Source organism: Dapis brunnea BLCC-M229 (genome assembly GCF_050015995.1).
Classification (GTDB): Bacteria; Cyanobacteriota; Cyanobacteriia; order Cyanobacteriales; family Microcoleaceae; genus Trichodesmium.
Genome location: NZ_JBNHEP010000197.1, coordinates 1 through 15,216, shown reverse-complemented (window position 1 = coordinate 15,216; position 15,216 = coordinate 1). Strand labels below are relative to the sequence as shown.

General features: G+C 37.9%; 15 protein-coding genes. 7 read left to right on the top strand and 8 right to left on the bottom strand.

Translation table 11 applies throughout. The annotated features are described in order from the left end of the window. Positions 1-1,017: 1,017 nt before the first annotated feature. Positions 1,018-4,545: a transcription-repair coupling factor gene (mfd, locus tag ACP6PM_RS22080; protein ID WP_426588418.1), complete on the top strand. Its 3,528-nt coding sequence runs from the start codon at positions 1,018-1,020 to the stop codon at positions 4,543-4,545. Here mfd and ACP6PM_RS22075 read toward each other — a convergent pair. Continuing rightward, entirely contained in the window at positions 4,525-4,713 is a 189-nt protein-coding gene (locus ACP6PM_RS22075) for a hypothetical protein (RefSeq protein WP_426588416.1), read from the bottom strand. The two genes, mfd and ACP6PM_RS22075, sit on opposite strands and share 21 nt — an antisense overlap. 34 nt (positions 4,714-4,747) lie before the next feature. On the opposite strand from ACP6PM_RS22075, the gene ACP6PM_RS22070 reads away from it, so the two are divergent. Both ACP6PM_RS22070 and ACP6PM_RS22065 read left to right on the top strand, forming a co-directional pair. Beyond that, positions 4,748-4,912, top strand: coding sequence for a hypothetical protein (locus ACP6PM_RS22070; protein WP_426588414.1), 165 nt, complete (start codon positions 4,748-4,750; stop codon positions 4,910-4,912). A 189-nt stretch (positions 4,913-5,101) separates the two neighbouring features. Next, positions 5,102-5,713 (top strand): hypothetical protein, encoded by a 612-nt coding sequence (locus ACP6PM_RS22065; RefSeq protein ID WP_426588412.1) that lies wholly within the window; start codon positions 5,102-5,104, stop codon positions 5,711-5,713. A 376-nt stretch (positions 5,714-6,089) separates the two neighbouring features. On the opposite strand, the gene ACP6PM_RS22060 is transcribed toward ACP6PM_RS22065, so the two are convergent. The 7 genes from ACP6PM_RS22060 to ACP6PM_RS22030 all read right to left on the bottom strand — a co-directional run bounded on the left by ACP6PM_RS22060 (position 6,090) and on the right by ACP6PM_RS22030 (position 10,313). Beyond that, positions 6,090-6,212, bottom strand: coding sequence for a photosystem II reaction center protein J (locus ACP6PM_RS22060; RefSeq protein WP_426588410.1), 123 nt, complete (start codon positions 6,210-6,212; stop codon positions 6,090-6,092). Between the two features lie 152 nt (positions 6,213-6,364). Next, positions 6,365-6,490: a photosystem II reaction center protein L gene (locus tag ACP6PM_RS22055; RefSeq protein ID WP_293104183.1), complete on the bottom strand. Its 126-nt coding sequence runs from the start codon at positions 6,488-6,490 to the stop codon at positions 6,365-6,367. Positions 6,491-6,502: 12 nt separating this feature from the next. Further along, positions 6,503-6,637, bottom strand: coding sequence for a cytochrome b559 subunit beta (gene psbF, locus ACP6PM_RS22050; RefSeq protein ID WP_094677274.1), 135 nt, complete (start codon positions 6,635-6,637; stop codon positions 6,503-6,505). Between the two features lie 24 nt (positions 6,638-6,661). Continuing rightward, positions 6,662-6,910: a cytochrome b559 subunit alpha gene (gene psbE, locus ACP6PM_RS22045; RefSeq protein ID WP_426588408.1), complete on the bottom strand. Its 249-nt coding sequence runs from the start codon at positions 6,908-6,910 to the stop codon at positions 6,662-6,664. 298 nt (positions 6,911-7,208) lie between these two features. Next, the gene (locus tag ACP6PM_RS22040; protein ID WP_426588406.1) at positions 7,209-8,222 is read right to left on the bottom strand and encodes a photosynthesis system II assembly factor Ycf48; all 1,014 of its coding nucleotides are present in this window, start codon (positions 8,220-8,222) and stop codon (positions 7,209-7,211) included. A gap of 126 nt (positions 8,223-8,348) precedes the next feature. Then, entirely contained in the window at positions 8,349-8,708 is a 360-nt protein-coding gene (locus tag ACP6PM_RS22035; protein ID WP_293104178.1) for a rubredoxin, read from the bottom strand. A gap of 312 nt (positions 8,709-9,020) precedes the next feature. After that, positions 9,021-10,313 (bottom strand): RNA-guided endonuclease InsQ/TnpB family protein, encoded by a 1,293-nt coding sequence (locus ACP6PM_RS22030; protein ID WP_426588404.1) that lies wholly within the window; start codon positions 10,311-10,313, stop codon positions 9,021-9,023. A 229-nt stretch (positions 10,314-10,542) separates the two neighbouring features. Between ACP6PM_RS22030 and ndhC the strand changes: the two genes are divergently transcribed. From ndhC to ACP6PM_RS22010, 4 genes are all read left to right on the top strand, one after another. Beyond that, a complete protein-coding gene (gene ndhC / locus ACP6PM_RS22025; protein ID WP_293105277.1) occupies positions 10,543-10,905 on the top strand; it encodes a photosynthetic/respiratory NAD(P)H-quinone oxidoreductase subunit C in 363 nt (120 codons plus the stop codon). Continuing rightward, positions 10,896-11,618, top strand: a complete 723-nt coding sequence (ndhK, locus tag ACP6PM_RS22020) for a photosynthetic/respiratory NAD(P)H-quinone oxidoreductase subunit K (protein WP_426588402.1) — start codon at positions 10,896-10,898, stop codon at positions 11,616-11,618. The genes ndhC and ndhK overlap by 10 nt, the downstream gene beginning before the upstream one ends. Then, a complete protein-coding gene (locus tag ACP6PM_RS22015) occupies positions 11,611-12,117 on the top strand; it encodes an NAD(P)H-quinone oxidoreductase subunit J (RefSeq protein WP_426588400.1) in 507 nt (168 codons plus the stop codon). The genes ndhK and ACP6PM_RS22015 overlap by 8 nt, the downstream gene beginning before the upstream one ends. A 1,007-nt stretch (positions 12,118-13,124) precedes the next feature. Further along, positions 13,125-15,216: SdrD B-like domain-containing protein (locus ACP6PM_RS22010; protein WP_426588398.1), on the top strand; the 2,092-nt coding region annotated here is incomplete at its 3' end.

The following is a 15,216-nucleotide window of genomic DNA, read 5'->3' as shown; positions in this document are numbered from 1 at the left end:
AGATTTTAGTCACTCGCATGTTCTCTTAATACTTATTTTACAAACAGTCTCTCAGGAATCAGAAATAAGAATTTGAATAATTCCTCTTCTATAAAAAGAGAGAATATATCAAAATTAAATAAAATCCAACTGCTATTTTAATTAGAATCCCTAAAACTCTTAGCTTTTGATTAAATTCCCATCTACTGATCTACTTATATAGAAATTATTGGCTAATCAAAATACGGATAAGTTATGCCAAATTACCAAAAACTTTGCTATGGCTTAATTCTCTATTTATTTAGACAGCAGATAATTTGGTACAACTGATAGGGTAAATATTTTGGGCTTGTTCCCTATCCTACTCCCTAAAAAAATATACTTATTTGACAAACAGTATCTCAGGAATCAGAAATAAGAATTTGAATAATCCCTCTTCTATAAAAAGAGAGAATATATCAAAATTAAAATCCAACTGCTATTTTAATTAGAATCCCTAAAACTCTTAGCTTTTGGTACAACTGATAGGGTAAATATTTTGGGCTTGTTCCCTATCCTACTCCCTAAAAAAATATACTTATTTGACAAACAGTATCTCAGGAATCAGAAATAAGAATTTGAATAATCCCTCTTCTATAAAAAAAAGAATATATCAAAATTAAAATGACACGGTAAATATTTTGGGCTTGTTCTCTATGCTACTCCCTACTCCCTAAAAAAATCAATATATGCACTTCCAGAGAGTAAGAAACTTCTGTAAATATATTTCTCGAAGTGAGTATTTAGCATTTAATAACTTTTATTATTCAATGATTATTTTTTAGACTTTCCTAACATAGTATTACTTCTAATAGACATCTGGTGATAATCAAAAATAAAATCAATCCCATACGCAAAAATCATCAATTATTTCCCCCTACTCCCTACCCCCTACTCCCTATTTTCCGGAGAGGTCTAATAAATAATCTTACAAAACTCGCCCCCACAAAAAGAATTGTAGAATAAAATTAACTTTCAGTCCTTTTGACTTAAAATCTTATGACATTATCATCTATTATTAAACTACTTGGTCGATCGCCTCTCACAACCGAACTCCTTAATAAACTTCAACAATATCAATCTCTACAACTAAACGGCGCCCCCCGTTTACCCAAAGGTTTAGTCACATCCACCCTCGCCCAACAACAACAGCAAAATTTACTCATTGTCACTGCAACATTAGAAGAGGCGGGACGGTGGGCAGCACAATTAGAAGCAATAGGATGGCCAACAGTTCACTTTTACCCTACTTCAGAAGCATTCCCTTACGAACCCTCCTACTCAGAAGAAATGATTTGGGGACAAATGCAGGTTTTGGCAGACTTAGTGAGTGAGAATGCGCCAGAAAATGCAACCAGCAACGGCAACAATAGCAATAAAGCAAAAATGGCCGTAGTCGCAACAGAGCGATCGCTCCAACCCCACTTACCTACAGTTAAAGAATTTCAACCCTACTGCCTAACCCTTATCCCTGGAATTTCCAGTAACTCCAAAACTTTCAGCAAGACACGGATATCGGCCACGGATACACAGATAAATGATTCTGAGTCTGATGCTTTAAAGTGTATATCTTTAGATGAAAAACTTGCTCAGATGGGATACGAACGAGTGCCATTAGTAGAAACTGAAGGTCAGTGGAGTCGGCGAGGAGATATTATAGATGTATTTCCCGTTGCCTCAGAATTACCAGTACGCCTAGAATGGTTTGGAGACGAACTCGAAAAAATTCGGGAATTTGACCCTTCCACTCAACGTTCCCTTGATAAAATTAACCAAATAGTCTTAACACCTAGAGATTTTAGTCAGTGGGGGTTAGGAAACTTAGAGTCAATGACCGACTCAACATTTGCTTCCCTACTAGACTACCTGCCAGAAAATACTCTCATTGCCATAGACGAACCAGATCAATGTGCTGCTCATGGCGATCGCTGGTTTGAACTGGTAGAAGAAAATTGGCAACAACTCAACAACGAGGAAGCATCCTCACCATTACCAAAAATTCATCGTACATTTGCCGACTCCCTCGCAGAAGTTGAACTTTTTCCCAGACTATATTTATCCGAACTTACCAAAGAAACTAAGAGCAATATTACCACCTCAGTTCCCTACACCCTTAACCTTGCCAGTCGCCCCTTACCAGTCATGCCGCATCAATACGCAAAACTGGCAGAAAATTTGCGCCAGGAAAGGGAACGTAAACATTCCATTTTTCTTATTTCAGCTCAACCGTCGCGCTCCGTCTCTCTACTCCAGGAACACGACTGCCCCGCTCAGTTTATTCCCAACCCCCGCGACTACCCTGCCATTGACAGACTGCAAACCCAATATACTCCCGTTGGTCTCAAATATAGTGGTTTAGCAGAATTAGAAGGATTTATTTTGCCCACATTCCGATTATCAGTCATCACCGACAGAGAATTTTACGGACAACATACCCTCGCCACTCCCACCTATATTCGCAAACGCCGTCAAGCTGCTTCCAAACAAGTAGACCCCAACAAACTTCGCCCCGGAGATTATGTAGTTCACCGCCAACATGGTATCGGTAAGTTCGTGAAATTGGAAAGTCTGACTCTAAATAACGAAACTCGTGACTATCTGACAATTCAATATGCTGATGGTTTGCTCAGAGTTGCCGCCGACCAACTCAGTTCGCTGTCGCGGTTGAGAAGTACCGATAAGAAAAAACCTCAACTCAACAAACTCACTGGCAAAACCTGGGAAACTGCCAAAAATAAAGTCCGTAAGTCAATCAAAAAATTAGCCGTTGACCTGCTGAAACTTTATGCTCAACGCTCTAAACAAACAGGTTACAATTTTCCCCCCGACACTCCGTGGCAAGAAGAAATGGAAGATTCGTTTCCTTATCAACCCACCCCCGACCAGTTGAAAGCAACCCAAGATGTGAAACGGGATATGGAAAGCGAACGAGCAATGGATCGCCTAGTTTGTGGTGACGTTGGTTTTGGGAAAACAGAAGTTGCCATCCGGGCAATTTTCAAAGCAGTAACTGCTGAAAAACAAGTAGCATTCCTCGCACCTACTACAGTCTTAACTCAACAACATTATCACACTCTCAAAGAACGTTTTGCTCCCTACCCAATAGAAATAGGTTTACTCAACCGCTTCCGTACTGCTAATGAAAAGAAAGAAATTCAACGGCGGTTAGCAACAGGGGAATTAGATATTATTGTTGGTACTCACTCCATTTTAAGTAAGACGATCCAGTTTCGGGAACTAGGGTTGTTAGTAGTCGATGAGGAACAACGGTTTGGCGTTAACCAGAAAGAAAAAATTAAAGCGCTCAAAGCTCAGGTAGATGTGTTGACACTGACTGCAACTCCAATTCCTCGAACATTATATATGGCACTTTCAGGAATTCGGGAAATGAGTTTGATTACTACTCCACCTCCTTTGCGTCGCCCAATTAAAACTCACCTTGCACCATACGATCTAGAAACCGCCCGCACTGCAATTCGCCAAGAATTAAATCGGGGAGGGCAAGTATTTTATGTGGTGCCACGCATTGAAGGTATTGAGGAGTTGGCAGGAAAATTGCGGGAAATGATTCCCGGAGCAAGAATTAATATCGGTCATGGACAAATGGAAGCAGCAGAGTTGGAGTCAATTATGCTGACATTTAGTGCGGGGGAAGCTGATATTTTAGTTTGTACCACAATTATTGAATCTGGTTTAGATATTCCTCGCGTCAACACAATATTAATTGAAGATGCTCATAAATTTGGTTTGTCGCAGTTGTATCAGTTGCGGGGAAGGGTTGGTCGTGCGGGAGTACAAGCTCATGCGTGGTTGTTTTATCCGACTACTGCTTCTGGTGGAATTGCACTGACGGATGATGCACAAAAACGGTTGCGGGCAATTCAGGAATTTACCCAGTTGGGTTCGGGATATCAGTTGGCAATGCGAGATTTAGAGATTCGGGGAGCAGGGGATATTTTGGGAGCAGAGCAGTCTGGTCAGGTGAACTCTATCGGATTCGATTTGTATACGGAAATGTTAGAAGAGGCAATTCGGGAAATCAAAGGTCAGGAAATTCCACAGGTCGATGATACACAAATTGACCTGAGTTTGACTGCATTCATTCCCGCAGATTATATTCCAGACTTAGACCAAAAAATGAGTGCTTATCGTTCGGTTGCTGCTGCTAATAGTCGGGAAGAATTGAGTCAAATAGAAATTGATTGGAGCGATCGCTACGGTCCAATTCCAAAAGCTGGTTTACAGTTATTAAGGATGATGGAATTAAAACAAATTGCCAAAAAAATAGGCTTTTCTCGGATTAAAGTAGAGGGTAAACAACACGTTGTTTTAGAAACACCAATGGAGGAACCTGCATGGAATTTATTAAAAGAGAAATTACCCAATCATTTAAAGTCTCGTTTTGTTTTTAGTAAGGGTAAAGTTACAGTTAGAGGATTAGGTGTTTTAAGTGCAGATAAACAGTTAGAAAGTTTAATAGAATGGTTGAGTAAAATGGAAGGAGGTTTAATAATGGATAATGGATAATTGATAATTAATATCATATCCGGTTAAATAGTTATAATTAAAGGCTCGTAGTTGGGCTTTAGCCCGAAATATAGATAGGGCTAAAGCCCAACTACAAACAAAAACTTTCTCCTCATTAGTTGCAGTACAGAAAATTAATAACGATTTAGAACAAACAATTTTCGGCATTGTTTCTAATGGTAATTTTTGGGAATTTGGGAAATTGAAAGGAGATGTTTTTACGAGAAATATTATCAGTTATAACATTGAATCTTTAGATAAATTATTTGCCGTAGTAAATTATGTATTTCAACAATGTTTATTCCAATTAGAGAATAGTGAAAAAAATCTCTCAAATCTAGTATTTTATGGTGAGCGATCGCTATAATCTAAGTATTTTCTGCGGAATGCTGCGCCAACAGCTATAAGCAGTCAGCTCGAGCGCAATAAAAATGTATAAAATAAGCATTCCCTTAACTTATACTACATTTTTCACCAGAGAATTGAAGTACAATAACATTGATAATTATAGATACTCTTTATTATCAATTATCAATTATTCATTATTCATTAAATTATGCCATTTAGTAATTACAAAAATATTGAAGCAGTCGCTCAAGAATTTCAAATTAAATATATTTATACAAATTTTGTCAATGAAATTAAATTTTCCGTGAATCATAATTTTAGAGAGGAGTTAGATTTTGCAATTTCTAACTTATCTGTATACAGTTCAGAATATGCTATTTTTGAGAATTTAATCTTTCCAATCTTAAGAGAAGTCTGGAAATCCTATTATGACAAATTAATGCTTTGGAGTCATAGGACTTTAACTTATGATGAAAAGCTTTCAGGACAACCAGATTATATTGTGGCTAAACTTAGTCCTTTAGGCAGAATGATTTTTGGTAAACCCTATTTTTTAGTGGTGGAAGCAAAGCAAGATAAATTTGAAGAAGGATGGGGTCAATGTTTAGCGGAATTAGTCGCAGCACAGAAAATTAACAACGATTTAGAGCAAACAATTTTCGGTATTGTTTCTAACGGTAAATTGTGGGAATTTGGGAAATTGAAAGAAGATATTTTTACCAGAAATACTGCCAGTTATAACATTGAATATTTAGAGAGATTATTTGCCGTCCTAAATTATGTATTTCAGCAATGTTTATTGCAGTTAGAGAATGATTGAAATCCCCTGCCAATAAAAAAGATTAATCAAACCAGGAAGCGGTAGAAAAAAAAAGTTTAAATAGTGCCGAAGAAATAATTTTCACTTTATTAGGACTTACGCAAAGCATCTATCAAATGACTTGGAATAATATTTGGAGTAAGTGAATCAAAAGCTAATAATATATTTCATTAAAGAACGAGCATTACCAATAACTTTTGCTAATTATATAACAGATCCAGGCTTACTATAAGGCTATATTTGGGGAACTGCCACCCTAAAAAATTAGGGTTAAAAAAAGTAATTCCACTCTTTTGAGAGTGGAATTATTCAAGAAAATCTCAGAAAACAAAATCCTAGAATCTGAGTATTAACTAACTCAAACTTCAACTTTTTCTTATAAAGAAGAACCTACACCAACATAAGCTCCGTAGAAGAAAAGACCGACAACTACAAGTACACCAGTTCCTGCCACAAGAGCAACTAACCATAAAGGAATTCTTCCTGGTTCAGACATCATAATATTTTACCTCATTATTTCAAAACTAACTACTATTTCAAAGAAATTTGTAAACAATCTACTTGTTAACTTTTTAGTTGATTCTACTACCTATACATTACCCAAATAGGATGACTTGTATAGGTAGAAATTACTTGATTCCGTTTCCAAAATTAGTTAAAGAAATAACTAGAAAACAGAATACCAAGAACAAAAACCAAGAGCAGACCAAGATAGAGAGAAGTACGATTTAATTCTACTGGTTGCTTATTAGGATTAGAACTACGGTCTAAAGGCATTATCTTATGCTCCTATCTTTGAATAAACTGCATAGCTGCAATGGCACCTAAAAAGAAAACTGTAGGCACACCAAGAGTATGAACAGCTAACCATCTAACAGTAAAAATTGGATAGCTAACTGGTTGATTTGGATTTCCGCTAGTCATTATTTTAATCTCCTAATTTTTTATCTATTTGATAAATTCATCAATTTGTTCTTTAGCTTCAAAACGGTCTGACAAAATTGGTAATTCTTGTCTTTGTTGAGTGTAATACTCATTAGGTCGAGGTGTACCGAAAACATCATAAGCTAACCCGGTACTAACAAATAGCCAACCTGCAACAAACAGAGCCGGAATAGTGATACTATGAATTACCCAATAACGAATGCTTGTGATAATGTCTCCAAATGGACGCTCACCTGTATTGCCACCAGCCATCTAATTTTTTCCTCCCAAATAATCTTAAACCATCATTTATATATGATAGTCTTAAAACTTTTCTAAATTGCTCATGCCATAATTATAAATGGGATGAGTTTTTTGTCTTTCTTCAGAGGTAAAGATAGACTAACTTTTTGTCTTCTTTACATCCGTCATTTTTATCTCTTAGCCAGACGGGATCAATTTTAACACATTCAGATTTCTTTTCAGCAAATGAAACAATACAGAGAAATCATATCTTGCCATTTGAGTAATACTACCCAATTAAGTGATAAACTATGATATTTCTCTATTTTTAAGCTGCCTCTGAAACCACTGAACTATTATATTTGAGCATAGTTCCTCTTTGACCTAGAATAAAACCTGTTTCTGAATTTATAAATACAATGTTGTAGAAATTTTCAGGAACATTCTCTACATCAAGGTCTTTTTCCCAAGTCTGACCTCCATCGGTACTGCGAAGTAAATTACCACTACCGCCAGAAATCCAAATTTCATCAGGAGTTCTATAAGCCAAATCTAAAAGACCCCAACTTGTAGCATACTCAGGATTAATAGCTTCTCCCCACTCTTCCAGGTTTTCGGGATCGCTAAACCGCAGTTGACCTCCACGCGCTAATAACCATAAACGACCATCATCACCAAACCCCATATTTTCTAAACGTCGAGAGTTCTGACGGTTATGAGGAGTCCAAGATTTTTGCCCAGGTTCCCAAGTAGAATAAAAATTACCCTTTGCCGAAACAGCAATATATTTACCATCAGAGGAACGAGAAATGTTTCTCACTACTCCCACAGCATCCTCTACTTGAGCACGCCAATTTTGTCCTCCATCTTTAGTTCGATAGATAGCTCCCACATCAGTCGTCATTTCCGCAGAATTTTGCCCCATAGCGATAATTGTATTAGGAGCACCAGGCAGTTTAGAACTTAGAGGAATCGGACTCCAAGACTCTCCTCCATCATCAGTATGCAAAAGTAAAGAGGGCTGTCCAACAATCCAACCTTCATTACCATTAAAACTTACTGATGTCAAGCGAACTTTTTCTTCTAAATCGATAGTTTTAGGTTCCCAAGTTTTACCACCATCAGTAGTTTCAAGGAGAGTTGTATCACCACCCACAATCCAACCATGGTCAAGATTATCTGTAAATCCGATATCAAATAACGTAACCTCAGTTGGTAGTTGAATTACCTCCCAGGGATTGTAACTCATCGGTGGTAAAAAAGCATTTTTGCAACCGCTACAAAGTAGAACTGCTGCTAGTATTATGAAAATTTGTTTCCAGAATTTTACTATTGAGTGCATCACATTTAATCATTCTTTAATGGATAATGAAAACTTTGTCTAATTATCAATTATCCATTGGTAAAAACCTGTGGGGATTAATTATTAATTATTAATTACTAATTATTAATTATCCTTATGGCCATCTTATCGTAAACCATATAAGCTCAAGAAAAACAAGAATGCCAGAGCTAATCCGCCAAAAATTAGAATATTTTTCTGGCTGGGTGTGAGAGTATTGACACCAAAACCATAGCCAAGGTTTTCTTTAAATCCTGAAGGCCCTTCAATCGGTCCAACATTTATAAATTGGACTTTAGACGCTCCACAAACAGGACAGCGCCAAACTGAAGGCAAATCTGAAAAAGCAGTTCCCGGCGGAATTTTTCCTGTAGAACTTCCCTTATTAGGTTCATATACGTAGCCACAGGCCCGACATTCATATCGATCCTGTTCCTGTGTGTTGGCCTCATCCTGTGTGTTGGCCTCAGTTGTTTCCTCGCTCATAGTTCCAAGGGATTGAATCAGCGATTATAAAAATATCTTTAATTATTATTACAGAATTTGACACTCCACGGGATAAATCCGCGTGGATTCTTAAGGGTAAAAAATTTGACGGACTTTCCTTACGTCAAGTTTAACCCTTAATGGCATAACCAAAGATGCCTCTAGTTTGTCCGGGGTAAACCCATTCAGATTACTTTTCGATCGAATATTTGCAGCACCGTTACAGTCAGCATTTATCAATTTTCCTTCCTTAGTTTTGTACAAACCACGTTGTCTTGATGCAGTCCCTCATGGGGAAACCACGGCAGTTGCTCATGGGGGGAACCACGGCAGTTGCTCATGGGGGAAACCCCCAAGACCGCACTGCCTCCCCAAGACCGCACTGCCTCCCCAAGACCGCGCTGCATCACTTAATTCATTTACCACTAAAACTATATTAAAACTATATTCAGTTGGGTTATCTGCATTGTAAATAGGTATTTCATCGCCGTCTAAAAAACTAGCTTTAGATGTATAAGACTCTTCCTGCTCTAGATAAGTTAAACCATACCTAATACACATAGCTTTTAGTTTTAACCTAAAAATATTGTGTGGTATTTGCACAAACTTTTGGTTAGTTTTTGTACCTAAATTGATATTTTGTTTTATCCCTGGATTAACACCGACGACAATAGTAGATATTTTTTTTTCAGTACACCAGTTGATTAAATATCTAACTGCTTTATTTAAGTAATCTCTAACTTTATTTTTCCGATTTACCGTAATGCCAACTTCTTTTTTGGTTAAACCTTTGATGCCTTGTCTATTCTTTATAGACGGCAATCTAGAATTTTCTTTGTTATACCACTGGTTGATTGATTTAAGCTTTCTACCGTCCAAAATAAACGATGACCCAGTATTTGATACACAAGTTGCTAGATTGTCTAATCCCAGATATATTGCTAGTGCATTATCAGTTTTTACCGCTGCTAATGTTGCTTCTTCTGTAATAAATTCAGCTTCAAAAAACCTCGCGTTATATCTAGGAATTATCCTAACCTCTTTAAGAGTTTTACCTATCAATCTTTCAGGAAAGGGTCTTTTAACTGCACCATATTCAGCTTTGAATTTTCTAGACATGGAGATATTAAAATACCCATTTTTTACCTTAATTCGAGGTATTATCAAAGGAAAATACCCTTGTTTATTGAGGTATCTAGGTATTGGTATTTGTTCAAAACGATAATTACCTTCTTTAGCCTTTTGGATTAAGCCAAAAAACAACTTAAAAGACCTATCTACAACTTTTAAAGTTTGTTGTGCAATATCAGTTTGAAGTAGCTGGTAATTTTCGTTATCTTTGCAGTAATGGTAATTTGACTCGTATCTTAAATATCCGCCTTCAGCAAAATAAAATTGTCTCACAGAATAAAGCCCTAAATTATACATATTTTTGGACAATCTGCACAACTGTCGCAAGGCTTTAAATTCCTGGGTAGACAAGTTTCTAATTTTGTTCTTTTGGGCTAGATACATAGTAATTTTCGCTGTATCATGCACATGATAGCGAAAACCTCTAGATATGTCAACTTGACTACGGGTTAAAACCCTTTGAGTCGTTTCCATCTAGCCGTTGATAGCGTAGCTCCGACCTAGGAGGCAACTGGCTACTTTCCCACTTACCGAAAATTTATGATGACTATTTATAATTAATTGGGATTTTTTTGACTTTTGACTTTTGACTTTTAAATTAAAACTTTTGACTTATTATCTGGACTAGCAGTAGAATAACTCTGATGGTCTCTATAATGTTCACAGACAAGAGTCCTAGTTATTTAGAAAATGTAGGTTAATTGTGTTTGTTCTTAGTGGTTACGAGTATTTTCTAGGTTTCCTAATAATTAGCAGCCTAGTACCAATCCTTGCCTTAACTGCATCTAAGCTACTGCGGCCCAAAACTCGTGGCCCAGAGCGAGTCAGCACCTATGAATCAGGTGTAGAACCAATTGGTGGAGCTTGGATACAGTTCAATATCCGTTACTATATGTTCGCCCTTGTCTTTGTCATCTTTGATGTAGAGACAGTATTTCTATATCCCTGGGCAGTAGCCTTTCATCAGTTGGGACTCCTAGCCTTTATAGAAGCCCTGATTTTCATCACAATCCTAGTGGTTGCTTTAGTATACGCATGGCGCAAAGGAGCTTTAGAATGGTCTTAAGTCCTAATCAAAACCCAAAAATTATTAATCCGATTGAGCAACCCCCTGAAGTTACTCAAGAACTTTCAGAGAATGTTGTCTTAACTACAGTTGACGATCTTTACAACTGGGCCAGACTTTCTAGCTTATGGCCTCTTTTGTATGGTACAGCTTGTTGCTTCATTGAATTTGCAGCTCTAATTGGCTCCAGATTTGACTTTGATCGCTTTGGCTTAGTACCAAGGTCTAGTCCTAGACAAGCAGACTTGCTAATTACTGCTGGTACAATCACCATGAAATATGGTCCTACCTTGGTACGGCTTTATGAGCAAATGCCAGAACCTAAATATGTCATTGCCATGGGTGCTTGTACAATTACAGGCGGTATGTTTAGCATGGACTCGCCAACAGCAGTTCGTGGGGTAGACAAATTAATCCCAGTAGATGTGTACATTCCTGGCTGTCCACCACGTCCAGAAGCAATTATTGATGCCGTCATCAAGCTGAGGAAAAAAGTTGCCAATGAATCCTTGCAAGAACGGGGTAAACTCCTGCAAGCTCATCGTTACTACAGTGTTAAGCACAATATGAAAGTAGTAGAACCAATTCTGAATGGTCAATATCTACAGACATCTGACCGTCAAGCACCACCAAAAGAGCTGACAGAAGCAATAGGTATGCCAGTACCACCTGCACTGCAAGCTGCACAAAAAGAGGAGGTAAATCGTGGCTGAATCAGAAGAAACTCCAGTAGTTGAAGCAGGTAAAGTTTCCAAATGGCTCACAGAGAATGGCTTTGAGCATCAATTCTTAGAACCCGATCATCTGGGAGTAGAAATTATCAAAGTTGACAGGGATTTCTTAATTCCCTTAGCCACAGCTGTATATGCTTATGGCTTTAACTATCTACAGTGTCAATGTGCGTATGATGCTGGACCTGGAGAAGACTTAGTAAGTATGTATCACTTGGTCAAAGTCACTGATGATGTAGACCAACCAGAAGAATTACGCTTAAAAGTATTTGTCCCCAGAGACGATCCTAGAGTTCCTTCGGTTTACTGGATTTGGAAATCTGCTGACTTCCAAGAGCGGGAATCTTATGATATGTATGGAATTGTCTACGAAGGACATCCCAATCTCAAACGAATTTTAATGCCTGAAGACTGGGTAGGTTGGCCCTTGCGTAAGGATTATATTTCTCCTGAATTCTACGAATTACAAGATGCCTACTAAATTTTAGGTCAAAAATTTCAACCTAAGTAAGTAGGTAGGTCTAATTAAACGTTAAAAAAATTGTAGGGGCGGGTTGCCTAAATCCTTGACTTAAGGACGATATAGCTCTCAAAACCCGCCTTCTAATATTCCGTTTATTTATCACCTACTTAGTGAATATAGGTTGTGGTAGCTCGTCCAGACTAAAATTGTGGGTAAAAACCTAATCCCCCAACCCCCTTCCCTACCAGGACTATTCCTTACCCATAACTCCTGAAAAGCTTGTGGGGAAAGGGGGATAAGGGAGCAGGGGAGAAAGGAGAAAGAATCATAGTAGCTAAGTAAAACTACTGAAACAAGCGAAAAAAAATATGTTTTTTCATACATTTTTCTCCCAAAAAAGCCGAACTCAGAATTAATCATAACTTGTCAATTTTGTCAAGTTTTATGTCAAGAAAGATGTGGGTAATGGATAGCCTACCAGGGAAGGGGGAGAACACTCACCCCTCTCCTTGCAGGAGAAGGGTTGGGGGAGAGGTCTTCCGGGATGGTGAAACTTACCCACATTTTCAAGCTATACACGCTAGTAGGTAGTCAACTAAAAAACATTACACAGAGAAAATACTTTTGATTTGAAATCTCAAATGTCAAATTCTAGCTATTTTCTACAGTTTCAGTAAATAGAATAAATTTTCTCTGGAATTGGAACTTGTCAGGGAGAAGTAACGTCCCGACACCAGATAGCACCCCCCTCTTTATGGGTGGGTGCTTAATATTACTAGATTTAATAGTTAAATTTTGCTTATGGCCTTAAGATTAAATTATTCTAGTATATTTTCCAATCTAATTGTCACATTCTTATCAACCTGATATAATCCTCAGCGTCTACGCTTTAGCTTTACTCGTCATGGGTGATAAGCATCATATTGATTTTAAGGTATATCTGTATTCTTGATTTAGTGGTTTTTAGCCATTAGTTAAATACAAATCACTATTAACTATAGATTTTTTGGTGGAGGAGTTAGAACGTGAGTGATGATATAAGAGGAGCCTCGCAACTTGGCGGGGCTGGTAATATAGTAGGTGTCACATTTAATGACTTAGATGGTGATGGGATCTTTGATTCAGAAGACCAATTAATATCTGGTGTTACAGTCTATTTAGATCAGAATAACAATGGTATTCAAGATCCCAATGAATTATTCTCAGTCAGTCGTCCAGATGGTGTCTACGACTTATTGGGATTAGTAGATGGTGAATATTTCGTAAGACAGATTCCACCAACTGGTACTGTTTCAACTAGACCAGAGCCAGTTGTGGTAAATATAGTCGGTGGGACTATGGTCAGAGAGGACAGGATAGCCTTTGGTAGCACGATAGGAGGTCCTGTTCCTCCACCTTCTGGTCAGGGTAGCATTTCCGGTGTCAAGTACAATGACTTTAACCGTAACGGCTTTCGCGACCCCGCAGAACCAGGCTTACCAGGGTTTACTATATACCTAGACCAAAATAATAATGGTCAGTTAGACCCTGATGAACTAATATCAATTAGTGCAGAAGATGGTAGCTTTAGTTTTACTGGCTTACCCTTAAATGCAACTTACACTATTCGGGAAATCCAGCAACCAGGTTTCCAGCAAACTATCCCAGACCCTATATTTGTGAGTCTGAGTCCAGAACAACCTACTGCTTCAGATGTTCCATTTGGTAACGCTACAACTGGCCCAGGCACGGGTAATATTAGTGGTGTATTATTTGAAGACCTAAATATTGATGGTGTTCGAGATTCTAATGAACCAATAATTTCTGGCGAAGAAGTATTTCTTGATGGTAATAGAAATGGAATTTTAGATGAAGGGGAGATTATCAGTGTAACCGATCAATTTGGTTTTTACTCATTTACAGAGGTTACACCTGGTCTATTCAACGTTGATGTCATCCGGGAACTAGATGAAGCAAGAACAACTCCTAACCCAGTCATCATTTTCACAGGAACAGAAGAAGAAATACCAAGTGTAGTTGTAGATATCGGTATAATTACTCCTAGTGGTACAGGTAATGTTGCAGGTGTTAAATACCTAGACAGTAATGCTAATGGCATCTTAGACCCTGATGAACCTGGGATACCTAACTTTACTATTTATGCAGACCTCAATAGTAATCATATTTTAGATCCAGGAGAACCATTTAATATCACTAGCCAAAATGGTGATTACTTCTTAGCTAATTTGCCAGCAACCCGCGTCACTATTCGCGAAGCAGAGCAACAACTAGGATTTAATTTAACAAATCCCCAATCTCAAACTGTTGATGTACCTAATGGGGACACTTTATTAGGCGTTAACTTTGGTAATGCTGAAGTCAACACAATTGGAGGTGTTGTTTTTGTAGATAATAATTCTAATGGAGCCATTGAACCAGGAGATATTGGTTTATCTAACTCCACTGTTTATCTAGACCTCAATGAAAATGGTATCTTTGACCAACCGGAACCTTTCAGAATTACTGGCGATGAAGGTCAATATAGTTTTAATACCTTACCTCCAGATACTTACGTTGTCAGAGTAGTTCCCCAACCTGGTTTTACTCAAACAACACCAGATCCAGTCATAGTTGTTACCAGTGGAGAAGATGCGAACCTTGTTAATATAGGTCAAGCTCCTGATACTCCTTTGCTTCAGGGTGACTTAATAGGTAATAAGTTTAACGACCTTAATTCCAATGGAGTCTTAGACCCAGGAGAACCAGGTTTAGCTAACTTCACTCTCTACTTAGACCTGAATGGCAACAATGTACTAGACCCTGATGAACCAGCTTCAATATCAAATGTTAATGGTGACTTTAGCTTTAATAATCCTCCATTAGGAACTTACTTTTTACGGGAAATACCTCAAACTGGTTTTGTGAAAACTACTCCAGATCAAGAAATTACTCTAGTTCAACCAATTAATGTTCTACAAGGCGATCCGCCTATTGTATTGAATGTGGGTAATGCTGCGATCGCCCCACCTACTCCAGAAGATCCAGAAGGTCCAGATATTCCACCTCCAGAGCCAGCTCCAGCTACTGATGCTGATGCAGGTACAACTGATGGTACAACTGATGCTGATGCAGGCACAA

Excerpts from the sequence above, each read along its gene's own strand:
- psbF (WP_094677274.1), bottom strand. The coding sequence starts at position 6,637 with ATGACTAGCGGAAATCCAAATCAACCAGTTAGCTATCCAATTTTTACT.
- mfd (WP_426588418.1), top strand. The coding sequence starts at position 1,018 with ATGACATTATCATCTATTATTAAACTACTTGGTCGATCGCCTCTCACA.
- ACP6PM_RS22060 (WP_426588410.1), bottom strand. The coding sequence starts at position 6,212 with ATGATGTCTGAACCAGGAAGAATTCCTTTATGGTTAGTTGCTCTTGTG.
- ndhK (WP_426588402.1), top strand. The coding sequence starts at position 10,896 with ATGGTCTTAAGTCCTAATCAAAACCCAAAAATTATTAATCCGATTGAG.
- ACP6PM_RS22030 (WP_426588404.1), bottom strand. The coding sequence starts at position 10,313 with ATGGAAACGACTCAAAGGGTTTTAACCCGTAGTCAAGTTGACATATCT.
- ACP6PM_RS22065 (WP_426588412.1), top strand. The coding sequence starts at position 5,102 with ATGCCATTTAGTAATTACAAAAATATTGAAGCAGTCGCTCAAGAATTT.
- ACP6PM_RS22035 (WP_293104178.1), bottom strand. The coding sequence starts at position 8,708 with ATGAGCGAGGAAACAACTGAGGCCAACACACAGGATGAGGCCAACACA.
- ACP6PM_RS22055 (WP_293104183.1), bottom strand. The coding sequence starts at position 6,490 with ATGCCTTTAGACCGTAGTTCTAATCCTAATAAGCAACCAGTAGAATTA.
- psbE (WP_426588408.1), bottom strand. The coding sequence starts at position 6,910 with ATGGCTGGTGGCAATACAGGTGAGCGTCCATTTGGAGACATTATCACA.
- ACP6PM_RS22075 (WP_426588416.1), bottom strand. The coding sequence starts at position 4,713 with ATGCCGAAAATTGTTTGTTCTAAATCGTTATTAATTTTCTGTACTGCA.
- ACP6PM_RS22040 (WP_426588406.1), bottom strand. The coding sequence starts at position 8,222 with ATGCACTCAATAGTAAAATTCTGGAAACAAATTTTCATAATACTAGCA.